The following is a 22,737-nucleotide window of genomic DNA, read 5'->3' as shown; positions in this document are numbered from 1 at the left end:
ACCCCTCAATTAAAATGCTCTCATATCCTATAGAATTATAAACCTGGCGAACCAGCACTTCCCCAGTATTAAACTGGGGTTTTTTGATCATTTCCCACTTTAAAATTTACCTTCAATCGTTGTCATTGATATTAAATCCCTTTATCTATTAGTTTCGGGATAGCTTCTTTAGCATCGCCCCAAACTGAAATCGTATTTGGCTATCCCACCACTATTATTATTTCCCTCAGAGTCTTCGGTAAAGATTTTTAAAAAACAACTACCCTTAATCCATTACTGAGCTGTAACATCGCTGCCACAATTTTCGAATCACGCGATGCGGCGAAACCTTCAAAGAAAAAAGTACCTGCATCACCACAAAAACGTGAACGAAAATCAAAAGAAGAATGGGAGGATTGGCTTACGAAACAAGCAGAAATCAAAGCCAATCAGTCGACTTATGAAAAAGAAATCATGCATCAACTCGATACTCCACTGAAGACACTGTGGCAAGATGCGCCAATCGAACCAAATTGGGGCATCAAAAAGAACAGTGACGGCAAAAATACGTTTTGGTTTGGCTTTAAAGGGCATCTCGCAGTGACAACCAAGAGCCAATAAGTTTAAGGCTATTTCTCAGTCTTTTATTGTACTATCTGAAAAAGCTATCTACCCCTAAATTTTATGGCCTGAAACAGCTTCAATCCTTCATTAAGGATCCTCCAGTAGTAAATAGATGTTCATCATCAACGGTTTCCATATAGCCTCTTAATTTAATTTCAGGATGATCTATACCAAACAAAGTTTTATCACCCAAGCCTTCAAATGGCATAAAAACAGTCAATGTAATTTTTTCCCCTGGTTGAATATTTAATTTATTTCCAGTCGCTTCAACATGATATTCATTCCCTTTATAGCCACTTTCACCGTGTTTAATAGGAAAAGAAACATACACATTATTTTGCTTTATAGTATAATCACTGCCATTCACCAATTGGATAGTATAGGATATTCCTTCTTGAAGGGTTTCCTTTTCTAGTAATTCTAGCTTTACTTTTTTTACATCATCTACAGTAAACTTTTTTTCGCTTGTGCATCCTGCTAATACGATCAATATTAGCAAAAAAGAAAATAATAATTTGAATTTCAAGTACTTTCCCCTCACTTACCATTATTGTTTAATATTAACACACATTTATTGTAAGTGAAGAGGCATTGTATATCTACAGCCTCGAGGTTTTTTGGATATTATTATTTAAATCTACCATAATAGAATCTCCAAAACTGCGAACATCTGCCAAGTAATCATACCCCTCTGGAGAGCCAAAACTATTAAAAACCCTAACTGCCACGATTTTTTCACTTGGAATGACAAGCAGTGTGACGGTAGTGTATCCCAAAATTTGAAATGCTCCATTTGGTACAAGTGCTCCTATTTCTGAACGCTTGGCCATCGACCCTTTTACATACCAGAAGAAGCCGTTTTCTGGAAGGTCAGGATTGGAGAATGCAGGACTATGTATCGTTGTGGCTAATTTTAAAATATCCGGAGGAATCATTTGTTTGCCATTCAAATTCCCTTCATTTAGGTGAAGTAACCCCCATTTTGCGAATTCTCTTGCGGAGGCATACATATTCATTTGACTGCCATCCAAATTTGAAGAAGCTGACCAAAAACGGTCATTCGGTTGCCGAATCACTTCAACAAAGGTGTCATCAAATGTATGATACCAATTCGTTTCGGAAAAATGTAAAGGTTTGAATACCTCTTCATTGACAATATCAGCAATCGTTCGCTTTGCGGAGAATTTTACAATGTCGGATAGTAACTCTATATTTCTACCCCGATAAGCCCAGCTCGTACCTGGAGCAAACGTCTGAACATCCTCCCCATCTATATATTCAAGACCATGTGAATGCGTTACTAAATGGCGTATCGTAATACCATTGTATACATCCTTTTGGCTGTCGGGTAATAAATACAAAGATATCTCATCATCCAATGACTGAATATACCCATGATAGATGGCATAGGCAACCGCAAACGCAATATAGCTTTTACGGCATGAGGCAAGATGAAATTTGGTATCTGCTTGGATAGAACGTGCATTTTCTTGATTTGAATGCTTCCCCCAATATTGCTCGACTTGTAATTCATTATTATGGAATAAAACGAGAGCTGCTCCTGTACAATGAAGTGTTTGAAAAGTATTTTCTACTGATTTTTTCACATGATCAAATGATTGAGCTAACACTGAAAACTCCTCCTTTTGTAGTTCGCAAGATTTCTATATGCCTTTTATACATCTTTTGCAAGGGCTCGCTCATCTTGTTCAATTCTCTCGTCTACCCTCGTAGAAAGCCTCCTTCTGAATGGATGATTTGTCCTGTCATCCATTGAGCTTCCTCACTCGCAAGAAAACTAATTACTCTTGCGACATCTTCAGGTGATCCAATACGTCCCATCGGAAACTTTGGTAACAGGTACTTTCTAATTTCATCATTCATCCACGTCGAGTCGGTTGGCCCTGGATTCACTGCATTGACCGTAATTCCTATTGGAGCTAACTCTTGCGCTAATGTTCGTGTGAAAGCTGATATGGCTCCTTTTGTTGCTGCATAGGCTAGCTCTCCCACCATAGGACCTAACTCTTGTCCTGATGTCATATTTATAATTCGACCAGACGTGAAATGGGCTTTTTGAAAAAGACGAGCAAATTCAACACAAAGAAGAAATGTTGATCGCATATTTACAGCGTAATGTTGGTCAAGCGTCTGGGCATCTAACTGTACATAGCCATCCTGTGTGGAATGGGCTGCATTATTAATTAAAATGGAAGGGACGCCTAGTTTTTCTTCGACCGTCTGAAGAATCGTTTGTGCTGCTTGGGTCTCTGATAAATCAATTGTCATTTCTTCACACATGATCCCCATACTGAGAAGTTCATCTTTAAATTCACCAATCCAATTATGATCAGCATGCCAGTGCGTGAAAAAAATATGTACACCATCAGCAGCTAACCTTCTACAAATGGCTGTTCCAATATCTCGTGGATGGCTCGCACCTGTAATGACTGCAATTTTGTTTTTACTCATATTTCCCCTCCATTTTTTAAGAATTATTTAACAATCACGTTTAAGCAAAAAAAGGAGCAAAACCACAATGGTCTGCTCAGCCTTTGAAAATAAGTGCTCGACTAATTGCTAATGAATAGCAATCTTATTTTGTACTTCAATTTGAAATGCCTGTACATCAAATCGATGCTGTCGAATTATATCTTCCGCTAACTGTTGAGCTTTCTTTTGCATCCCTGCATTTTTATCTTCCGTTAAATTAATCATTACTTGAATAGATTCTGAGGTAATGCTGTGCTCGACACTAAAGTCACCATAGTTTTGATCAATCATCGTTTCAAATAGATTAGCCATAACGTCATTATAGCTAAGTCGAGTCGATTCTGTTGCTGCCGGTTCATAAAGGTCCTTCAATGTCAGCTGAAAAGAGATTGGATTTAAATCATTTTTCTGGATACAATTTAACATAATCTCCTCCATTTTCTTCTTCGCCACTATGTCCATCTCTTCCGGTAAGGACACTAGCAGTTCAATCTTTCCGCTGGGCAGAACACCATAGTCTAATTGAAAGCTAAAAGATTCTTTACAAAGGGCATTAAAAATATCACTAATTAAAAAATGATATTGTTGAATATAACTTAATAATTCATTATTACTAGTTCGTGACATAGTAATAGTTGATTTTTCAACATATTGAATAGGTGCATTTGCTAACAAAACAAATGCACCACAAACAATAAATACAAGTAGAAACCATAAAGAAAATATTCTATTAATAAACATCTATAGCCCCCTTATTCGGGACTATATGCAAATTCTGTAAAGTTAATTACGGTAGGATCTTATAAAACAACACACGGTCTTGATTTTCACCGCCATAATTACTATGAATGGAGATAGCATCCACTGTCTTGTCACCTTTTTCCATTCTAAACCCCATATTAGTATGGAAGGCAATGGACACTTCATTAATAGGAGACGTTACACATTTGACAATATTTCGATGATATTGCTTTACCACATGAAAGAAAACATCATACAGTCTTTTGGCAATATTCTGTTTTCTGTAATCAGGATGGACTCCAACAAAGTGGATAAACGCTTCATTTGAATTGGATTGCGATAAAAAGCCGACTAGAAAACCAATAATTTCGCCATCCTTTTCCATAATGAGGCTCGTATTCGTAAAATGATCGAAAAATAATTTAGGTAGTTTATCTGACATATTCCTTCCGCCCCACCAGTCATTAATTAACGGGGATAAAGTATAGTAATCTGAACTTTGTAAGCTACGAATATTCATAGAAAACCTCCTTATTTTCAATTCTTACATGATATTTTGGCTATGGTTCTGAAGGGGCGAACGTTTGCACCGCTACCACAATTAAATAAATGGTGACAATCACCATACCAAACACACTACCAATGCGTATTAATTTAATTTGCAATTCGGAAACCTCTGGCGTCTCTTTGTAGCGCCAGCGCTCAAAAAATAAAAAGCTTTCCTCTGGATCATACAAACTCCATATACAGTAGCCATATACGGGTATGGATAAAACAATACTGATGAATAACAACTCTATACCCTCCATCTAGGATGTTTAATCCTATTATTATTTTACCCTACCATTTATTTCAATTTCAATAATTCGATCAAGCCTTAGCTATGACTAATGACTTTAACGTCTCACTTAACGTCTGAATGCGGTTTGTTGAATCTGTCATCGTCACTAATAGCTGATTTTCTTCTTCCACAGAATGCAATATGTCAACCGTAGACGTTGCATTTTGCTCGGTCATTTTATTTAGCTTTTCAATTTGCTTTTGAATTGACTCGAATTGTGTGATGGCATTGCTTAATTCATTCATTCCTCTAGTTAAATCTGTATTTGTTTGCGTAAATGAATCCTTTAAAACATTGAAGAAATGACTAACATCTCGTAACAGTTGTTCCCCGTACTGAAGCGCTTTTTCACCGTCTTCGGAACGCTGATGTGCCTCCGTTGATTTTTCAAACAAGGTTTTCGTTACATTGGTAATGCTTACAGTAATAGCGGCGCTTTCTTCTGCTAGCTTACGCACCTCATCTGCAACAATGGCAAATCCTTTCCCATGTTCCCCTGCTCTAGCCGCTTCAATGGCTGCATTAAGTGCCAATAAATTCGTCTGCTGAGCAATATGTGTGATGCCCTTTAACAAGCTATCCACTGTTTGCAAACTATGCTGAAGCTCGTTTACCGTTTCCGCCGTTGAGCTCATCGCGTGACTCATCACACTCATTTGTGTCATCGCATCCTGCATTTTGTCCCACCCAGCCAATACTTCTTGCTGAAGCTGAGTAGAGCTTGCCACTGTATCCTTCGAGATGGTCAATGTTTCATTAACAAAGTGAACCGAATCGCCCATGGTGCTATGAATCATTTGTAAACTAGATGACTCTTGCTGGATACTGGCAGAAATATCTTCTGTGGCGATTAATATTTGTTTACTTGAACCTGAAATCCTTTGCATTGTTTGTTGGAACTGTGTCACATGCTCGTCCAGAGCCTGACTACTTTTTTCAATTTCTTGAAAGGTCATTTGTAATTGATTGTAGGATGCTTGCATCTCATTTTGCTGAATTTCTGCATGTTCAATCAGCTCATTGCCCCATTTTGCAATTAAATAAAAGGCAATAATCACTCCATTCATAATCGCCAAAAGTGTCACAAAAACAACGATATCATCAAATGGCCCCAGTAAAGATGGTGAGTTAACCATATATAATATGAAAAAACTGATGTTTGTTAAGATCCCAAAGAATACGATTAATTCCTTTTTAAAATACAGGGCAATAATAGCCACCGTACAAAGCAAAATATAATGTTTGTTTAATGAAAAGCTATCAAGCAAAAATAAGGTAAAGACAACACTAGACGGAATTAAGCCAAAAATAAAGCCTTTGACATAGGTTTTGATTGGCAATAAATAGTTACATACTGCCAACGTGATGACGGCTAGCCCAACAAATAAAAATAATATGCCTTTCGATAGGATTAGAGGTCCACAAATTAAAATAGCTAAGATTGAAATAATAGCTAAATTTACACGGTGGACCTTTCGCGTGTCGTAACGAATTTTATGCTCCATTGTTATCCCCCTGAAAAATGAATGGACATTCAGTTTAATTTTCTATTATTATATAGTATAACTACTGCTTTTTGTAGCTAAATATTGTATATTGAAGCATATTTTATACATCTTTGAAATTAAAGGAGGAAAATGAATTGAGTAGAGTTCAACAAATTGCATCAAATTTTTATTGTATTGATACACATGATTTAAATCGGGAACAACGAACGAGCTCCTATTTATTAATCGACGAAAAAATTACTCTAATTGAAACTTCTGCAAGCCCATCCGTTCCTTACATAATGGAAGGATTAAAGGAGTTAAATATTGCATTAGAGGATATTCACTATGTCATCGTGACACATATTCATTTAGATCATGCAGGAGGAGCAGGGTTATTTTTGCAAAGCTGTCCTAATGCAAAATTAGTTGTCCATCCACGAGGGGCAGCTCACATGATTGACCCAAGCCGACTTATTTTCAGTGCAAAAGGAGTCTATGGAGCTGAATTTGATCGCCTCTTTGATCCGATTGTGCCAATTGATGCTGCACGAATTATTGAAGTAAGTCACGAGCAACGTCTAGATTTAGGCCAACACCATTTAACGTTCTATCATACAGAAGGCCATGCAAAACATCATGTATCTATGCTCTATTCCGCTACCAATGGTCTTTTTGTAGGGGATACAACCGGGGTTCGTTATCCTGAAATGGATGGAGAAGCAATTGATTTAATTATTCCATCCACTTCGCCTAACCAATACAACCCAGAAACAATGGAGCAATCCATTCAGTTGTACGAAAAACTTCAAGCAGCTGAGTTATATTTTGGCCATTATGGTGCCTATAAAAATCCAGCTGAAGCTTATCGCCAAGTACGCTATTGGACACCTCTCTTTTTAGCAGAAGGTAAAAAAGCCCAAGCCGCATCAAGCGACTTCCAGGAGCAAGTCCACTATTTAGATGCTCGCTTAAAGGAGCTTTTATTCAGCTATTTACAGGAAAACGGCATTCCAACAGATCATCCAGTCTATCAAACGATTCCTTTCGATACCATTGTGTCGTCAATGGGAATACTAGATTACTTAGAAAAAGTCAATGCACAAGTGCCTCTATAACAGTAAAAAGAGATGTCTCCATGATGAGGAGACACCTCTTTTTAAAAGGAACGTAAAGTTTCTCTTTTGAATGTTGATGCTTTTGACTTTGATGGATACGCTTCTATTTGGGACTGAGGTTGATCATCCTATTGATTGAAGCGCTCCTTCTTGAGTCAAAAGCGCTTGACATTGTGATTGGAGTATTCCCATTGCAGACTTAAGTGATCATCACTTTGCTAGAAACGCTCCTATTTTAGACAAATGTGATCATGACTCCGCTCGAAACGCTCCTATCTCGGTCAAAATGATCATAACTACGCTTGAAACGCTCATACCTAGGTCAAAATGATCGTAACTCTGCTCGAAACGCTCATACCTCGGTCAAATGTGATCATATCTCTCCCCGAAACGCTCATATCTCGGTCAAAATGATCATAACTACGCTTGAAACGCTCATACCTCGGTCAATAGTGATCATAACTACGCTTGAAACGCTCATACCTAGGTCAAATGTGATCGTAACTCTCCTCGAAACGCTCATATCTCGGTCAAAATGATCGTAACTCTGCTCAAACCGCTCGTATCTCGGTCAAATGTGATCGTAACTCCACTCGAAACCTCGTATCTTGGTCAAATGTGATCATATCTCTCCTCGAAACGCTCATACCTCGGTCAAATGTGATCGTAACTCTCCTCGAAACGCTCAAATCTCATCCCAAAGTGATCATCACCATTCTCAAACGACTCCTACTCTGCCTTTCTTTTCGCTCCTATAAATTGGTATTATAATTAACGAAAAAGGAGGTTACTTATTATGTGGCCAAAACTTGCTTAATTTTTCACTGTCATTGCTGTTTTACTGCTTAGTCCCGCCTATTTCCTTGCTCATGGGTTAGAGTGGCTAATGTTTGTTGGATTTGCTTGTTTATTATTGAGCTTTGTTATGAGTATTGGAGCCTTTTTAAAAAAGGAGCAAGGTTTTCTAAAGCTTATCCCGATCACTATGTTTTTTCCTTGTGAGTTTCATTCCTTCAGTAGCGGAGCCATTTCAAATTGTTCGTGTCCTAAGCTGGATAAAAAATTTATAAGGAAAATTATTGTTTTAATTGATCCAATACAGCTCGAAAATCCTGCTTCTCCCCTACCTCTCGAAATGTTTGAAAGGGATTCCCTATTTTTTTCATGCGCTCTATGACAGCGGGAATCGTGAAGAACTCTGGTTTTAAGTTTTCATTAACTTCATCCCAATTTAGAGGTGTTGCGACTAAACCCTTTGGATTGCCTCTCGTAGAATAGGGGGCAATGATGGTCTTCCCCTCTGCATGCTGCACGTAATCTAAATATAATTTTTCATGGCGATTCTTTTTTAATCGCTCAATTGTATACAAATTCGGCTTTTGCTCACATAAAAATCGACAAACAAATTCTGTAAACACCCGAACCTCCTCATAGGTAAAGGTGTTGGTTGGTAGCGGTATATAGAGCTGTAAGCCTTTTCCACCTGATGTTTTGACAAATGATTGTAGCTGAAAATAGTCAATGATATTTTTTAAATCCAGTGCACCAGTTACAGCTAATGAAAAATGTTCAGCTGAGGGTGGGTCTAAATCGAAAACTATTTCTGTCGGGTACATGGATTGGAAAGTTTGAAACGGAATATGCAGCTCCAATGCCAGTTGATTACCTAGCCACAGCAGAGTTTCTAAGTTGTTACATACAATATAATCAATCGTATCCATCACCGCCGTTGCCACAAAGTTAGGCATTTTATCTGGTTTACTTTTTTGATAAAAGCTTTCGCCTGGCACACCATGTGGAAAACGAATTAAAGTGAGAGGACGGTCTTTTAGAAAGGGTAATAAATATGGTGACATGCTTTGTAAATAGGACAAATAGTGATCCTTCGTTATGCCAATTTCTGGCCAAACAGGTTTGTCTGGGTGAGTAATAGGCACAGAATCGGGAATCGGAAAAAGCTGTCGTTGCATGTGCTGCCATTGACAATCCTCCGGTGTTTGTTCCAATCGAAAGACATGAAATCTAGGTTCCCGGAGCTTACTACCATCAAAATCAATACAAGCAACGTCGATACAAATAGATGGTTCTAGATGCCATAACTCTTTTTGGCGCTGTCCATTGGTCTGAAAAAATGTAACAAGTGTTTGGTGCTCTTCTTCTGTCATACCATGTTTAAACGTCACAACCTCGCGCAATTGACCATCCTTATAAATTGAGCCATGAAAAAAGCCATTGCTATGGTTATATTGTGTGACTACAACCGTCACATATCGCCAATTTTTAATTTTTAACCAATGATTTGAACGAGTGTTTTCCAGCCACTTACTTGTTTTCTTCTTTGCCACCATGCCCTCACCATTGTAAACCTTTATTGCCTGCCATAAATTCTCGCTCTCTTCCTCCCCCTCTACAATTTGAATCGAGCTTCTATCCTCAAAGTCGACGCTCGGTAATAGTACCTTTGAAGCAAACTTCGTCAATTGCTCCTTCCTTGTTTTTAAATAGCGATTGTGAAGGGACTCCCCCTTAAAAGTTAATACATCAAATACGAGATAACGAAAAGGAAAGGTCTTTGCATGTGCCTCTATGACGTTCTCATTTTGCATTCTCCCTCTTTTTTGAACAACTGCAAATTCACTTTTATAATGATTGCTTAAATAAACAATCTCTCCATCCAAGGTTAATGGCAAAAAAGCCTTTACAGATGCATATATTTGCTGACAGAAAGCTAAAATCTCAGGAAACAAGTAGTTTAAATTGCGACCATTTCGGCTCATGAGTATCGGCTGTTCATCCCATATTAACAGGCAACGAAAACCATCATATTTCGTTTCATATAACCACTCATCCCCATTTGGAATATCGTTTGATTCCGTTAAAAGCATTGGTTTCATTCAACACTACCTACTTTGTTTTTTATCTACAGTGTTTGACGATTTCAATTTACAATACATAAAAAGCTGCAAAATACATCATAGTAAGAAAAACGAGGTGACAAACATGCATACAGTGTGGAAAGGCAGTATTTCCTTTGGTTTAGTCAATATCCCAGTTAAACTACATGCCGCTACTGAAAATAAAGATATTAAATTGCGTCAGCTTCACAAAGAATGCCATACACCTATTAGCTACAAAAAGGTTTGTGAAGGCTGTAATCAGGAAGTAAAAGATGAGGATATTGTTAAGGCTTACGAATATACAAAAAATAAATTTGTAGTCTTGGATCAAGAGGATTTAGAAAACCTACGTAAGGAAAATGAAGAGAAGGCTGTAGAAATTATTGATTTTGTTCAATTAACCGAAATCGATCCGATATATTTTGAACGTACCTATTTCTTATCTCCTGATTCTACCGGTGCTAAAGCCTATTCCCTATTGCGTAAAACATTAGAGCAATCAGGAAAAATTGGTATCGCGAAAATTATTATTCGATCAAAAGAACAGCTTGCCGTTGTGCGAGTTTATCAAAATGCACTCGTCATGGAAACAATTCATTATCCAGATGAAGTGAGAAGTGTTGGCGACGTGCCCAATATACCTAGTGAGCAAGACGTGGTGCCTAAGGAGCTTGAAACAGCTCTCATGCTTGTAGATCAGCTAACCACTACCTTTAACCCTGAAAAATATACTGACGATTATCGCAACGCTCTACTAGAACTAATCGAAGAAAAGAAAGCTACGAATACAATCGCTGCAAGTGATAAACAACGACCAATTCCCGATAATGTCACAGATTTAATGACAGCACTGCAGGCTTCCTTAGATAAAACGAAGAAGCCCGCTCCAAGAAAACGCACCACCCGCACAAAGAAAAATGCTTAAAAAGAGAGCGTATCCTTTCTACAGGATACGCTCGAAATAGTTATCTACATCCTTTTTATGTTGTACCACTAACAGCTTATCCAATACATCCCCCTGTTGTTTGAAAAATTTAGTTTTACCCTTTAGCTCAAAACGTTTATTCCAACGAAACATTTTGAAGAAAATAGAAAAAGTTGGTTGGTAATGGGCTTTTTCAATACCGATTTTTTGTTTCACAAACCTTTTAATAATGCGAAAAATACGGATTTTATAGGGAGTATCAAGAAAGATGATGCAGTCTGCTTGCTGAAAGCTCTGGATTACCCACTCCTCTTGATGAATTCCTTCAATAATCCAAGAGTCTGTCTGGACAATACTTTGTAAATACGCCATTCTTTCTTGTTCCGTTCTCATACTATCCCCTGATTCTTTTCTAATCCAAACAACATTATCCAACTCATAATAGGGGATGTGATAGGTTTTAGCTAATTCCTTTGCTAATGTTGTTTTCCCACTGCCAACGGACCCAATGATATGTATTTTTTGCGGAATTGCCATTATCCCCGAACGCCCCTTTACCCTATGTATCTTTGTGGAAATATCCCCTTTATTATACAATGATTCTAGCAAAGGAAAATAGGAGGATAAAAATGTTCTACCATGAATTCGAGCACAATTTACAAAAATATAATGACCCAACCGAATATGATAATCTCTATGCTAATTATCAAGACGATCTTCATTATATTCAGGACTATATAGGTACGAAAAAAGAGCCCATTATCGAATTAGCATGCGGGACAGGACGTATAGCTATTCCATTAGCTGCACGGGGTATTCCTGTCTTTGGGGTAGATCTACATGAAGGAATGATCCAGCATGCGATCGAAAAAGCCAGTAAACGAGGTGTGCAAATCCAATTTAGCTTACAAGATTGTACACAACTACAATTACCTATAACGACTAATTTTATTTATATGACAGGCAATTCATTTCAGCACTTTTTAACAAATGAAAGTCAAAATGCTTTATTGCAATCTGTGAAGAAGCATTTACAACCAGGGGGTGAATTTCTTTTTGATACGAGAAATGCCATTTTAAATGAGTTATCCGCCATTGATGAATACAAAGAACAAACAATCACTAGCAACGGTGAAAATAGAAAGACGTTCCATCGTGAAGAATATAATCCTGTCACGCAAATATTAACGTGCCGTGCTGTTCATCAACAAGGGCAACAAACTTTCGAAGATGCCATATTACTGCGCTACACATATCCTATGGAAATGACTAGACTATTACAGCAAAACGGTTTTGAGTTGAAACATCTTTACGGTTCCTGGCAAAGAAGTGAATTTCATGCACTAAGTCCTTCCATGGTTGTCCATGCTCGTTTATTATAAAGTCTTTGATTTTTGCAAAAACCATGAAAAAAAGAGGCTACCTTAAGCCTCTTCCCTTACCTGATAATGCATTTGCACCATTTGACCATATCGTTTAGTTTCGAGTAGTTTTAACTCTTCAAAAGGACGTGGATATTTAAACAGTGGGATACCCGATCCCAGCAAATGTGGTGTAATCGTAACAATCCATTCATCAATTAACTGTTCCTGTAAAAAGGCATCTAGTATAGAGGCTCCACCAACCATCCAGATTTTTGCGCCTTGTTGTGCTTTTAACTGTTTAGTAAAAGTTACAACATCCTCTTGGACAAATTCAACGTGCTCATTTTTCTCCGTTTGAGTTGTAGTAAACACATAGCATTTCTTGTCTGTATATGGAAAAGGCTCGATATGCTCTACGATGTAATCATATGTTCGTTTGCCCATAATGACGGTATCAATGGTTTGATACATATCCGAATAGCCGTTATCTCCTTCTCCCTCTGTTTCTTCTAGCCACTGTAAATCATCATTTTCCTTAGCTATAAAGCCATCTAAACTCGCTGCGATAAATACCACTATTTCTCGTGACATCATGTCAACTCCTCTTCTTTTTGATAATCACTTGTACAACGTCTATACTAACTATAAAACATGACAACTACTGGCATGATTAAATCAAAAGGTGAAAAAATATGTCCAAAGCTAAACGTTTAATTGATATTTTGCTATATATCAGTGCTAAAAAGAAATTTACGGCGCAGGAAATTGCAGATGATTTTAATATTTCTGTGCGAACCGTGCATCGTTATCTGTTAGATTTAAGTGATATGGGCCTGCCTATTTACGCGGAACAAGGGAGAAACGGTGGCTACACAGTACTTTCGAGCACGCTTCTTCCTCCTATTCTATTTACAGAGGAAGAAGCGGTAGCCATATTTTTCGCTTTTCAATCTCTTCATTATTACCGGGATCTACCTTTTAATACGGAAATGAAATCTGTATCTCAAAAGCTGTATGACTCCTTGCAGCAAGAAGCGAAAAAAAAGGTAGATACGCTTCAATCCTATATTGCCTTTTGGAACCCTAAGCGAACAATAGAAACACCACTATTAACAGACGTGTTAGAAGCAATAATCAACCAGGAACAATTACATATCCAATATGAATCAAAATCTGGAATCACGACAAAGCATGTCCAGCCTATTGGTGTGTATGCTCATGATGGCTTATGGTATATGCCTGCCCTTCATGCACCATTTGAAAAAATTCTCTTATTTCGAATAGACCGTATTCATTCCATAGAAGTCAGCGATAAGAACCCTGATTCTACCATTAATTTGCAGCAATGGCTAGAGAGTGACTATGAGCCTCAACAGCCTATTCGTTTATATGTGGAATTAACTAGAGAGGGTGTGCGCCAATGTTTAAGTGAGCCGAACCTTGAAAAGGCAGTTGTTCGTTCAAGTGATGGGACGGGGTTTATTGAGATGATGATCGATAAAGGAGAGCTTCATTTTATTAGCTCCCTTTTCTTCCGTCTTGGCCAGCACGCCATTGTAAAAGAACCACAAGAACTAATCCAACTTATACGAAAACAGGCGCATGACCTATTAGCGATTTATCCAGAACAACGCGACATCTAAATTTCAAGTGACAATTTTGTCAGATTCACGTAACGTTCATCGTTATTACTTTTTAGTGACCTTCCTTATAATTGATCATGAAGGAGGAGATGACTGTTGCAACCAACCGACAACAACACACGTATTGATACGTTAGATTATTTAAGAGGGTTCGCCTTACTCGGTATTATTTTAGTGAATATCCCCTCATTAATGTGGATTGAACCACCTACACTAGCAAGCGATATTGCCTATAATCGCTTTTTAACACTTTTTATAGAAGGTAAATTTTTCATTATTTTTTCCTTTTTATTTGGAGTAGGATTCTACCTTTTTATTTCACGTGCTATGGCTAGAAACGAGAAAGCTTATGCCTTATTTAGCCGCAGACTTTTCATTTTATTACTTATGGGGCTTGTCCATTTCTATTTTCAACCTGGTGAAGCACTAACCATTTATGCCATTTTTGGTTTTATAGCCCTACCTTTTTATAAAATGCGTAAAGAAATCAATGTAATTATCGGTTTATTGCTATTGGCCCTTACAGCTTATTTTGGCATAAAAATTGCGATGCCATTTCCACTTATTCTACTAGGTCTAGCAGCTGGTCAATATCGTTTATTTGAAAATATTTCGATTCATCGTAATAAATTGATGCTTGCAACTATTGTAATGTTCTGTATCAGTATTGCTAGTTGGTTTTATCAATGGCAGTATGTGCCTGAAGCCAACGTCAACTTCGACCAATTGTCCAAGGATCAATTAGAAGAACATATCATAAATGTAGAGCAATTTACATTAATAGGTCTACAGATTAGTCCAATAGTGTCAGCATTTTATATGGGAGCAATCATCCTATTACTACAGAGCCCTCTATTCCAGCGCCTATTATCACCGTTAAAAGCCTATGGTCGGATGGCTTTAACTAATTATTTAGGGCAAACAGCACTTATTCTGGTCATTGGGCATGCATTCGATCTAATTGGTCAGCTTCGTTTCATCGAATCATTATGGATTTGTCTAGGGATTTATGTTTTCCAATTGCTCTTTAGTAAAGGATGGTTACACTTTTTCCGCTTCGGGCCAATGGAATGGCTCTGGCGAATGGGTACCTATTGGACAGTCCCTCCTCTACGACAAAGAAAAAACATCGATTAATTTTTTAGTCAATGATAAATACCTATCAGCATGGCGTTAAACGTCATATATTGGTAATGTACCCTACTCGCTTTCCATCTTTGCTCATATCTTCAGCAAGAAACACATCCCCATATTATTTGGTCACTTATCGCAACATAAGTGACCTTTTTTATTATATGCAGCAAGCATTATGCTTCACCTGCCACATACCCATTGCATACTATGCAAATAAAACCCTTTTTTGTAGGGAGGATTGTATGAAAAATAACAAGGGCTATCGAAATAGTGAGGCAAGTGATTCTGTGAGTCAGGCAGCTAAGCTGGCCGTGATTGCAGGAGCTATTACAACACTTGGTGATGCACTAGCAACCATTGCAGCTGGCCTTGCTTTAGAGGATGAATTGAAAGAAAATGAGAGTAATCGTGATGACATTGACAAACTACAAAAGCAAATTGACGAATTAAATTATGAAATGAAGCAATTAAAAAGAATGTTGCGTTAATATTAAAACTCATACCAAAAATCGACAATACCCAATTGGATATTGTCGATTTTTCATGTTATTTAGCTGCCCAAATTTCAATTTCTATTTTAATGGCCGGTAATCCTAGTGCCGATACGTAGGCTATAGTCATAGAGGGATAGGAATCATTAAACATCGCTTCCCATTGTTGATAGAAATAATCCCAATCTATCTCCTCTGTCGCCCAAATATTTACTTTCACTACATGCGTGGCATCCATTCCCTCCGCTGTTAAAATCATTTCAATATTTTTTAGCGTATTGGCAATTTGCTCATGCAATGTCTGTGGCAATTGATCGTCTTGTCCAACCCCTATCTGACCAGAAAATGCATACATCGTTGCATCTTTAGGAATAATGGTTACATGACTATACTTTCCAACAGGACTTGGCACTTGCATAGGATTTTTACGAGTTAGTTTTGATTTCATAGTTAGATCTCCTTTAGGTTATTATTTTTCTAAAAAAGGGCAGACTTCACCCTTGTTGATCAATTTTAGAAAAAAACAGCAGTAGAGAATCCAATACCCATGCGTAAAAAACGAATTGATCTTTTTTTCATGTGAATTCTCCTCCTTTTACCTAAAGTTATTTTCAACTTACCATTTCTATCCTTAATATTCAATAAAATTGCGCAAATATTTATAAGATATTTTTCATTATTTCTCAGGCAATTAACTATTTAACCATAACGAATACATCATATATATAATAGTGTAAAGCTAAATTAGCCTTACACCTCCGAAATTGTTACTAGGGTTACTCCATCCCAAGTGACCCTGTAAGCTAAAAAAACTAGGTACCTCTTATAGGAGGTACCTAGTTTTTTGTTAATATGCGTGTTCATTTATAGAATAACATAGTATTCTGAACATTTTCTGAACAATCTAACGTTTATAGAAAAAGATCAACTATACTTCAATCTTTCAAAATAAAATTGAATTAACGGATTCTAGCCTTACGGAAGCCATCGAATATACTGATTGCCGCATATACAACAAATATAATGATTACCCCGCCAACTATCCATATTTCAAATTGCTTCGTTGATGTGGTAAATAAATGACTCATGTACGAGATAAATTCTTCGTTCATTAAATTCGGATTGCTTAATAAAACAATGAAAACAACGGTTGCGAAAAGCTCAACAATAGTATTAAAGATGGCCATTTTTTTCGTCCATTGTCCTTTTAGCAATTTGTAGAGAGCTAACCCAATTTCAAGAGCAATGACAACGATAACAATTGGCCAATAATGAAGTAAAATATCCTGATTAAAAGCTGGAATTACGAATTTAAGTCCATTTCCCCCACCTTCATATACACCTAGAAGATGGTTTGCATAAAAATAAAGTGTTGCCCAAAACGCTGTCCACATTAAATAACCAAACACTTCAAGCTTTGTAATGGCTTTTTTCTTAGGAATATACGTGATGTTATTCAAATCATCAGGGGTCCATTTTTTTAAACTCGCTGACAATGGTTGCGGATCTTTTCCTTTATCTGTTCGTTCGATAATGGCAAAAACGACTGTTAGCCAAAAAAAGACGTGGATTCCTACTTCGATGATACTCCAAATTCCTTCACCAATACTAGTGAGGACAACATTAATGATCGCTTCTCCTTCATCAAAACCAATAAAGTATTCAGCAAACATCGAAATAACCGCAATCACAGCAGCAATTGGTAAAATCATTTTTAATAATGATAGATATACATCAAAATAGCGTGGGCCAATTAAATGCATTGGCTGATCTCGATAACCACTTGCTAATGCTGCTGGATTTCCTAACTTTTCAAGAACCCCTTTACATCATCCTTGCTGTAATCATCAGGCAACATATCCCCAATAGTTGACCGTAACTCTAGTGCGATGTCCTCCCGATTTTTTTCGGGCAACCTCCGAGTGACCTCTTGAATATAAATATCAATCAGATTCATCGTTATCATCATCCCCTTTTAATAACTCATATAGTTCTTTTGAATTGTTAATCCATTCTCGTTTTAATTGCAAAAAAATGTCTAAACCATATTCACTTAATACATAGTACTTACGCGGTCTACTTTCAGATGTATCCCAATTACTCGTTACTAACTCCTGTTTTTCTAAACGGCGAAGCAATGGATATAAGGTGCTTTGATCGATGGTAATGCCCGAATTCTCCAATAATTGAACAAGTGAATATCCATATTGTGGTGTTCGTAATTGACTTAATACCGCTAATGTCAGCGTCCCCCTCCTAAGTTCTGTCGTTAATGAATTCAATAAAGTGCTCATTCACCCACCTCAATTTTATATACTGTACGACATACACTGTATGACTTATAGTATGCATCTTACACTATTATGGTTCCAATAACAATCGAAATTAGATACTATTTAAAAAATAATTTAAAAATTAAAAAACCAGGCTCCAAATTTAATTGAGTACCTAGACTGCTAGATAAATGTTGCTTGTCATTAATCACACTACGGTCAAGTGCTAATCCACAATTTAAGTACCTTGGTCTTTTCACAGGGGATATTGAGCGTTCCTGAAAATTTAAACTACTTATATGGATACACACTTTCATACTTCATCAAGTATCATTAATACTGCAAGGGACATTGCTTTCCAAACGCCTAGCTTATGAAAAATTGAATCTAGTTAATTTCGCTTTTTTCAGAGACTAAAGAAAAAAGGGGTTTTATAAATTGCGAATTTACTTACCTTACTTCATATTACTAGTGCTAATTCTTACAACAATGGTAGTTACTTGGGGAGAAGCCAATAAGACGATTATGTATAGCATTACGCTTATAAGTGTTGCTGGTTTAACATTATTAAAATCAATTGAAAAAAGAAAAAAGTAGACATTTAATTTGATATTTAGGGGATCATTTTCACATTGATGAATGTATGCTAGGTAAGGTAAATTGCGATAGATCCTTTACTTCCCTCATAGCCATTTGTTATTAATAAAATAAGAAAACTCGTATTTTGATCAATCTTTCATCAAAATACGAGTTTTTTATTATCTTTGTTATCTAAACCTTGTCTTGTCCGATTCAATGTACATTTAATGTGACAACTGTACTTGTATAACGGGGTTGCCAACACGTGTAAATCTTTAAATAGAAGATTCTTTTGCTACTTCTTTGCTTGATTTTCTGTATTTTGCTTTACCGATTCTTAACAATCTATCTTTATCTAGAATTGTTGGTAAACTTATACCGATAACAATAGTGATGATACCTACTATTTGCAAAGTTGTAACCGTTTCGCTTAATAAGATAACGGATACCATGACCGCTATTGGCAATTCAACAGCACTCAATATTGATGACATACCTAATCCTACTTTAGGAACTGCAATTGTGAACAGGAAAACCGGTATAATCATGCCGAATAACCCTAATGCCAATCCATAAATCCACAGTCCCTCGTTAAACAAAGTACCATTCCAAATAATTTCTGGAGACTGGAAAACGGCAGTAATCATGAATGCAAAGAAGGAAACAAATACTAAGCGGTTAGAGGTTGTCATACTTTCAGTTGCTTTCCCGTTAACATACAAAAATAAGGAATAACAAAGTGCTGCTGCTAACCCCCATAACCACCCCTGGAAAGGTATTTGGGATAAATCAACATCAATTATACCAGCAGCTGGTATTGTTCCTACTACCAATATGATTAAAGATACGAATTCAATTCTACTTGGAAGTTGCCGTTTTGTTATACTAGAAATCAACATACCAATCCATGTAAATTGAAATAGTAAAACTACTGCCAATGATGCTGGCAAAAAGTTCAAAGAATGACCATATAAAATATTCGTTAGCCCTGTTAAAATCCCTGCATATATAAGGGTTTTAACACCGTTAAAGCTCAATTTTGATCTGTTTGTAACTAAGAAGATACATACTGCTATACAAAAGCCAATAAAAAACTGACTTGTAACTGCCTCAGAGACAGTAAAACCACTACGCATTGCCAGCTTTATAATCGTAGAAACGATACCAAAACTGCTTGCTGCAATCACTACTAATAGGGGATAAATATACATCTTCATCACTCACTTCCCTCCTATAATTTTTATATAAAATGAATTTTGTTTATGATTTTGAGATTTAGAAAAAAAATCATAATCTCCAATATAAATCACGAATTGTTATTTTACAATCTTTTTTTTCATTTAAATTGTCACAAAAATACTAATCCTTCTCATTTATCGTGGAGTATGCAGAGCCTAGCTAAAAAATTTCGTTGAACTAAAAAATTAGTCTTCTTTACCATTGATAAGAATTCAGCAGTTTAGTTCCCTGCACTCTTCTTAGCGCTTGGAAAATAAAGACAAAAATAAAAAGCCACTCAAAATGAATGACTTGTATACATTATATAAAGTTGGCTTTAACGATAAGTTGGAGCATATAAATAGGTTAGGAGAAACTTGTTATCCAGTAGGAAGTGGTGCTGTAAACTTGCATTAAAATCAACATAATAAGTCCATCGATTTCTGCTTTCGTGTTTGAAATAACCCTGTTTTCATCCCAATAATCATAACTATTTGGATATTCACGGCTAAGACTATCCTCTTCTAACAAACGGAACTTCATTATACCACCTCATACTTTTAACCTTTCCATGTCCTCTTAATTTTCTAAATATGAAATGGGATATGGAGAGTAAACTGCTGTATCTCCATCTTCATCACGTTTTAAAATTATGATAAAATCTGCACCATTACTATTATCCCCTCTAGGAATTGGTGTAATCATGGCAGGACATCTTAACTCATCACTATATCCTTTCAATTCCTCCCTAAAGTTATTTAAAGCAAACGTCACACGTTGATCTATAAGGGCAAACAATTTGTCCACTCCACCTGTTTTCATATCAAAATATTCAGGGTTGCTCTCTCTTTTCTCAATTATTTTCTCCTTGTATTCTGAAACTGTAAAAAAACAAAATTCCCAGTCAAGAGGAAAAAGCCCTGCACCTAACCAATAAATATTCATTTTTATACCCCCTCATCAATAGTTTAAATACCTTCAAAATCTTCAATATTAATTTTAACATAAATATCCAACAATAAAATCACCTGTAATAACTATTGATTCCACTTATATCTCGTTTAACTTAACTTCTTCCAAAGGTACACCACTTACTTTTTAGATTATTATTGTGGAATCTGAATTGCTATATTTGACCAGAAACACCTTAAACTCGCAAATAACGAAATTAAGTTCCCATGAAAGAACTTATCCATCTTTCATTTTCTGTGGTGACGTGCTAATTTTGCCCTTCGTGAATGGTTAACGGGTGCTTTAGTAAAACAAGGATTTATAAAGTATACATAAATAAGCTTAATAACGTTTCCAAATGCAAGTTTGTAAACACACTTAAAAGCCACAAAATGAAGTTTATATTCCATTAAAGGGCGTATTTCAGAGTATGAAATGTGCTCTTTCGTTGTAAATCGGGCATAATCAAATGAGAGGTGTTTTATACATGTTTTCTAACGAACAATTACAAGGCTTAATTGAAGGAAAGATCGGCGGGAACAAGTTCCCCTATAATACAAATAATGAACTAGAAATTGAAGCCCATATCCGACGGTTATTTCATCGAATAAACCGTATTCCTAATTTAGTATGTGAAGCAGAGTGGAGTCATTTTGGCAGTGGATACGCCTCCTCTGTTGAATTTTTTTGTTATCGAAAAGAGGATTTTATAGTCGTTGAAGAGAAGTACGGTCATCGAGAGATAAAGAAAGATGGGATTATTATTGATATTTGTCGTTTAGCACCTGTCGCAATCATGGGCGAAGATTACAGATATAAAACAATTCGTATCGAAACGAATGAAGTAGTTGGTGGGGCATATGGTTCTTTGCTTGCTAGTCCAAATTTATTAGATTTGAGCGAGAAATTCCAAACAATTGCAGAAAAATTGAAACGAGCCTTAAAAGAGTTTGATTATGAACTATTAGAAGCTGAAAAAATGAATCAACCTTTGTCTTTTCAAACAAAAATACCGACAATTTATCGTGAACCTAGAGAGTATTTAGTCATGGATGCTATTTTTTATTGGGAGGATTAGTTTAATGTATCATTAAGTCCAAAACGAGTAAGTCGGATGTATAAAAGTTGAGTAATAGGCTTTATTGAACTATTATGCGTTTAAAAAGTAAACAACTTGATTATCTTTACACTTATTCAACAATCGGGCCAAATTGTTGAATAACATTATTTTATGCAATGGTACAAAACTCTACGGATATGTTATATATATTTTAAACTCAATTAATGTTATAATTTACCAATAATATTATTTGAGGAGCGATTATCTTTTGAAAAAGCGTTTTTTACATAGAAATGATTGGACTAGAATTATACAACGCGACTATTCTATAGAGCAGATAAATGACAAAGATTTTAATGGATTTATTGCTCTTATAAAAATGAATGAAGTAAAAGAGCCATTAATAACAGAATATTTAATTAAAAAGGTTTGTATTGTTGATAACAATTACTTATGGTTACAACAACTACCACTCAATGAAAATTTCGCTATTACATCAATGTTTAATGAAAATAGAGAAATTATTCAGTGGTACATAGATATCACATATGGAAATGGCGTTGAGAATGGAGAACCCTATATGATGGACTTATTTTTAGATATTGTTGTATTACCAACTGGAGAAATCATTGAAAAAGATAAAGATGAATTAGAAGAGGCTCTACACAATAATTGGATTACAAAATCACAATACGATTTTGCCTATCGAGTTTTTAATCAAGTGTTGAAACAAATACACGAAGGTACTTTTAAATACTATGATTTAAGTTTTAAGCATCGAGACTATTTACTAGGTAAGATTCGTAAATAAATCATGCTTTAATATGTCATTACCAAATGAAAGTTTGAGTTTTACTTTAGGGGTAGTTAAAAAAGGATGTTCAACAATCGGGTTTGCATTTCTTTATTAAGGAATGCG

24 protein-coding genes and 2 pseudogenes are annotated in these 22,737 nt (G+C 36.2%); 10 read left to right on the top strand and 16 right to left on the bottom strand.

The genetic code is table 11. The annotated features are described in order from the left end of the window. Window positions 1-288 precede the first annotated feature (288 nt). Window positions 289-597: pseudogene (locus SJW71_RS11425) on the top strand (IS5/IS1182 family transposase); the annotation flags it as partial. A gap of 82 nt (window positions 598-679) precedes the next feature. Here the strand turns inward: SJW71_RS11425 and SJW71_RS11420 are convergent. The 7 genes from SJW71_RS11420 to SJW71_RS11390 form a co-directional block, all read right to left on the bottom strand. Then, a complete protein-coding gene (locus tag SJW71_RS11420; protein ID WP_274793242.1) occupies window positions 680-1,129 on the bottom strand; it encodes a hypothetical protein in 450 nt (149 codons plus the stop codon). Between the two features lie 73 nt (window positions 1,130-1,202). Next, window positions 1,203-2,234 (bottom strand): serine hydrolase domain-containing protein, encoded by a 1,032-nt coding sequence (locus SJW71_RS11415; RefSeq protein WP_431812161.1) that lies wholly within the window; start codon window positions 2,232-2,234, stop codon window positions 1,203-1,205. Window positions 2,235-2,325: 91 nt separating this feature from the next. Continuing rightward, window positions 2,326-3,075 (bottom strand): SDR family oxidoreductase, encoded by a 750-nt coding sequence (locus SJW71_RS11410; protein WP_274793244.1) that lies wholly within the window; start codon window positions 3,073-3,075, stop codon window positions 2,326-2,328. Between the two features lie 108 nt (window positions 3,076-3,183). Continuing rightward, window positions 3,184-3,837 carry a hypothetical protein gene (locus tag SJW71_RS11405; protein WP_322606506.1) on the bottom strand — a complete coding sequence of 218 codons (654 nt, stop codon included), beginning with the start codon at window positions 3,835-3,837 and terminating at the stop codon, window positions 3,184-3,186. A gap of 46 nt (window positions 3,838-3,883) precedes the next feature. Then, the gene (locus tag SJW71_RS11400) at window positions 3,884-4,357 is read right to left on the bottom strand and encodes a GNAT family N-acetyltransferase (RefSeq protein WP_274793247.1); all 474 of its coding nucleotides are present in this window, start codon (window positions 4,355-4,357) and stop codon (window positions 3,884-3,886) included. A gap of 40 nt (window positions 4,358-4,397) precedes the next feature. Then, window positions 4,398-4,631, bottom strand: a complete 234-nt coding sequence (locus SJW71_RS11395) for a hypothetical protein (RefSeq protein ID WP_322606507.1) — start codon at window positions 4,629-4,631, stop codon at window positions 4,398-4,400. A 76-nt stretch (window positions 4,632-4,707) separates the two neighbouring features. Further along, window positions 4,708-6,183: a methyl-accepting chemotaxis protein gene (locus tag SJW71_RS11390; RefSeq protein ID WP_322606508.1), complete on the bottom strand. Its 1,476-nt coding sequence runs from the start codon at window positions 6,181-6,183 to the stop codon at window positions 4,708-4,710. 137 nt (window positions 6,184-6,320) lie between these two features. On the opposite strand from SJW71_RS11390, the gene SJW71_RS11385 reads away from it, so the two are divergent. After that, entirely contained in the window at window positions 6,321-7,283 is a 963-nt protein-coding gene (locus SJW71_RS11385; protein WP_274793250.1) for an MBL fold metallo-hydrolase, read from the top strand. Between the two features lie 1,076 nt (window positions 7,284-8,359). Here the strand turns inward: SJW71_RS11385 and SJW71_RS11380 are convergent. After that, window positions 8,360-10,177: a DNA ligase D gene (locus tag SJW71_RS11380; protein ID WP_431812160.1), complete on the bottom strand. Its 1,818-nt coding sequence runs from the start codon at window positions 10,175-10,177 to the stop codon at window positions 8,360-8,362. Between the two features lie 106 nt (window positions 10,178-10,283). Here SJW71_RS11380 and SJW71_RS11375 point away from each other — a divergent pair, with 106 nt between their 5' ends. Further along, window positions 10,284-11,105, top strand: a complete 822-nt coding sequence (locus SJW71_RS11375; RefSeq protein ID WP_274793252.1) for a Ku protein — start codon at window positions 10,284-10,286, stop codon at window positions 11,103-11,105. 18 nt (window positions 11,106-11,123) lie between these two features. Here SJW71_RS11375 and SJW71_RS11370 read toward each other — a convergent pair whose 3' ends face one another. Next, window positions 11,124-11,642, bottom strand: coding sequence for an AAA family ATPase (locus SJW71_RS11370; protein WP_431812159.1), 519 nt, complete (start codon window positions 11,640-11,642; stop codon window positions 11,124-11,126). Window positions 11,643-11,734: 92 nt separating this feature from the next. On the opposite strand from SJW71_RS11370, the gene SJW71_RS11365 reads away from it, so the two are divergent. Continuing rightward, entirely contained in the window at window positions 11,735-12,487 is a 753-nt protein-coding gene (locus SJW71_RS11365) for a class I SAM-dependent methyltransferase (protein WP_274793254.1), read from the top strand. A gap of 42 nt (window positions 12,488-12,529) precedes the next feature. Here the strand turns inward: SJW71_RS11365 and SJW71_RS11360 are convergent, their stop codons facing one another. After that, window positions 12,530-13,060, bottom strand: coding sequence for a dihydrofolate reductase family protein (locus tag SJW71_RS11360; RefSeq protein WP_322606512.1), 531 nt, complete (start codon window positions 13,058-13,060; stop codon window positions 12,530-12,532). Window positions 13,061-13,161: 101 nt separating this feature from the next. Here SJW71_RS11360 and SJW71_RS11355 point away from each other — a divergent pair, with 101 nt between their 5' ends. The 3 genes from SJW71_RS11355 to SJW71_RS11345 all read left to right on the top strand — a co-directional run bounded on the left by SJW71_RS11355 (window position 13,162) and on the right by SJW71_RS11345 (window position 15,734). Continuing rightward, the gene (locus SJW71_RS11355; RefSeq protein ID WP_431812158.1) at window positions 13,162-14,112 is read left to right on the top strand and encodes a helix-turn-helix transcriptional regulator; all 951 of its coding nucleotides are present in this window, start codon (window positions 13,162-13,164) and stop codon (window positions 14,110-14,112) included. A gap of 96 nt (window positions 14,113-14,208) precedes the next feature. Further along, entirely contained in the window at window positions 14,209-15,249 is a 1,041-nt protein-coding gene (locus SJW71_RS11350) for a DUF418 domain-containing protein (RefSeq protein WP_274793256.1), read from the top strand. 239 nt (window positions 15,250-15,488) lie between these two features. Beyond that, the gene (locus SJW71_RS11345) at window positions 15,489-15,734 is read left to right on the top strand and encodes a hypothetical protein (protein ID WP_274793257.1); all 246 of its coding nucleotides are present in this window, start codon (window positions 15,489-15,491) and stop codon (window positions 15,732-15,734) included. Between the two features lie 58 nt (window positions 15,735-15,792). Here the strand turns inward: SJW71_RS11345 and SJW71_RS11340 are convergent, their stop codons facing one another. The 3 genes and pseudogenes from SJW71_RS11340 to SJW71_RS11330 form a co-directional block, all read right to left on the bottom strand. Next, the gene (locus SJW71_RS11340; protein WP_274793258.1) at window positions 15,793-16,185 is read right to left on the bottom strand and encodes a RidA family protein; all 393 of its coding nucleotides are present in this window, start codon (window positions 16,183-16,185) and stop codon (window positions 15,793-15,795) included. Between the two features lie 511 nt (window positions 16,186-16,696). Then, window positions 16,697-17,694 (bottom strand): annotated as a pseudogene (locus SJW71_RS11335) (HAAS signaling domain-containing protein). Continuing rightward, the gene (locus tag SJW71_RS11330) at window positions 17,681-18,031 is read right to left on the bottom strand and encodes a PadR family transcriptional regulator (protein ID WP_274793260.1); all 351 of its coding nucleotides are present in this window, start codon (window positions 18,029-18,031) and stop codon (window positions 17,681-17,683) included. The pseudogene SJW71_RS11335 and the gene SJW71_RS11330 overlap by 14 nt, the downstream one beginning before the upstream one ends. A gap of 417 nt (window positions 18,032-18,448) precedes the next feature. Here SJW71_RS11330 and SJW71_RS11325 point away from each other — a divergent pair, with 417 nt between their 5' ends. Continuing rightward, window positions 18,449-18,607 (top strand): hypothetical protein, encoded by a 159-nt coding sequence (locus SJW71_RS11325; RefSeq protein ID WP_431812157.1) that lies wholly within the window; start codon window positions 18,449-18,451, stop codon window positions 18,605-18,607. A 257-nt stretch (window positions 18,608-18,864) separates the two neighbouring features. On the opposite strand, the gene SJW71_RS11320 is transcribed toward SJW71_RS11325, so the two are convergent. From SJW71_RS11320 to SJW71_RS11310, 3 genes are all read right to left on the bottom strand, one after another. Continuing rightward, window positions 18,865-19,800: an EamA family transporter gene (locus SJW71_RS11320; protein WP_322606640.1), complete on the bottom strand. Its 936-nt coding sequence runs from the start codon at window positions 19,798-19,800 to the stop codon at window positions 18,865-18,867. A 373-nt stretch (window positions 19,801-20,173) separates the two neighbouring features. After that, complete coding sequence (locus SJW71_RS11315) at window positions 20,174-20,350, bottom strand: hypothetical protein (RefSeq protein ID WP_322610687.1); 177 nt, start codon at window positions 20,348-20,350, stop codon at window positions 20,174-20,176. 36 nt (window positions 20,351-20,386) lie between these two features. Further along, window positions 20,387-20,752 carry a hypothetical protein gene (locus SJW71_RS11310; protein WP_274793263.1) on the bottom strand — a complete coding sequence of 122 codons (366 nt, stop codon included), beginning with the start codon at window positions 20,750-20,752 and terminating at the stop codon, window positions 20,387-20,389. 493 nt (window positions 20,753-21,245) lie between these two features. Between SJW71_RS11310 and SJW71_RS11305 the strand changes: the two genes are divergently transcribed. After that, entirely contained in the window at window positions 21,246-21,836 is a 591-nt protein-coding gene (locus SJW71_RS11305) for a hypothetical protein (RefSeq protein WP_431812156.1), read from the top strand. Window positions 21,837-22,086: 250 nt separating this feature from the next. Further along, window positions 22,087-22,629, top strand: a complete 543-nt coding sequence (locus tag SJW71_RS11300; protein ID WP_431812155.1) for a DUF402 domain-containing protein — start codon at window positions 22,087-22,089, stop codon at window positions 22,627-22,629. Window positions 22,630-22,737 lie beyond the last annotated feature (108 nt).

It is taken from the genome of Lysinibacillus sp. FW12 (genome assembly GCF_050817245.1).
GTDB lineage: Bacteria > Bacillota > Bacilli > Bacillales_A > Planococcaceae > Lysinibacillus > Lysinibacillus irui.
Note: the sequence above shows the minus strand (reverse complement) of the source record. Positions and strands in the feature narration are given on the sequence as shown.

Excerpts from the sequence above, each read along its gene's own strand:
- SJW71_RS11360 (WP_322606512.1), bottom strand. The coding sequence starts at position 13,060 with ATGTCACGAGAAATAGTGGTATTTATCGCAGCGAGTTTAGATGGCTTT.
- SJW71_RS11320 (WP_322606640.1), bottom strand. The coding sequence starts at position 19,800 with ATGTATATTTATCCCCTATTAGTAGTGATTGCAGCAAGCAGTTTTGGT.
- SJW71_RS11310 (WP_274793263.1), bottom strand. The coding sequence starts at position 20,752 with ATGAATATTTATTGGTTAGGTGCAGGGCTTTTTCCTCTTGACTGGGAA.
- SJW71_RS11330 (WP_274793260.1), bottom strand. The coding sequence starts at position 18,031 with ATGAGCACTTTATTGAATTCATTAACGACAGAACTTAGGAGGGGGACG.
- SJW71_RS11375 (WP_274793252.1), top strand. The coding sequence starts at position 10,284 with ATGCATACAGTGTGGAAAGGCAGTATTTCCTTTGGTTTAGTCAATATC.
- SJW71_RS11345 (WP_274793257.1), top strand. The coding sequence starts at position 15,489 with ATGAAAAATAACAAGGGCTATCGAAATAGTGAGGCAAGTGATTCTGTG.
- SJW71_RS11370 (WP_431812159.1), bottom strand. The coding sequence starts at position 11,642 with ATGGCAATTCCGCAAAAAATACATATCATTGGGTCCGTTGGCAGTGGG.
- SJW71_RS11380 (WP_431812160.1), bottom strand. The coding sequence starts at position 10,177 with ATGAAACCAATGCTTTTAACGGAATCAAACGATATTCCAAATGGGGAT.
- SJW71_RS11315 (WP_322610687.1), bottom strand. The coding sequence starts at position 20,350 with ATGAAGTTCCGTTTGTTAGAAGAGGATAGTCTTAGCCGTGAATATCCA.
- SJW71_RS11410 (WP_274793244.1), bottom strand. The coding sequence starts at position 3,075 with ATGAGTAAAAACAAAATTGCAGTCATTACAGGTGCGAGCCATCCACGA.
- SJW71_RS11355 (WP_431812158.1), top strand. The coding sequence starts at position 13,162 with ATGTCCAAAGCTAAACGTTTAATTGATATTTTGCTATATATCAGTGCT.
- SJW71_RS11390 (WP_322606508.1), bottom strand. The coding sequence starts at position 6,183 with ATGGAGCATAAAATTCGTTACGACACGCGAAAGGTCCACCGTGTAAAT.
- SJW71_RS11405 (WP_322606506.1), bottom strand. The coding sequence starts at position 3,837 with ATGTTTATTAATAGAATATTTTCTTTATGGTTTCTACTTGTATTTATT.
- SJW71_RS11365 (WP_274793254.1), top strand. The coding sequence starts at position 11,735 with ATGTTCTACCATGAATTCGAGCACAATTTACAAAAATATAATGACCCA.
- SJW71_RS11340 (WP_274793258.1), bottom strand. The coding sequence starts at position 16,185 with ATGAAATCAAAACTAACTCGTAAAAATCCTATGCAAGTGCCAAGTCCT.
- SJW71_RS11400 (WP_274793247.1), bottom strand. The coding sequence starts at position 4,357 with ATGAATATTCGTAGCTTACAAAGTTCAGATTACTATACTTTATCCCCG.
- SJW71_RS11305 (WP_431812156.1), top strand. The coding sequence starts at position 21,246 with ATGTTTTCTAACGAACAATTACAAGGCTTAATTGAAGGAAAGATCGGC.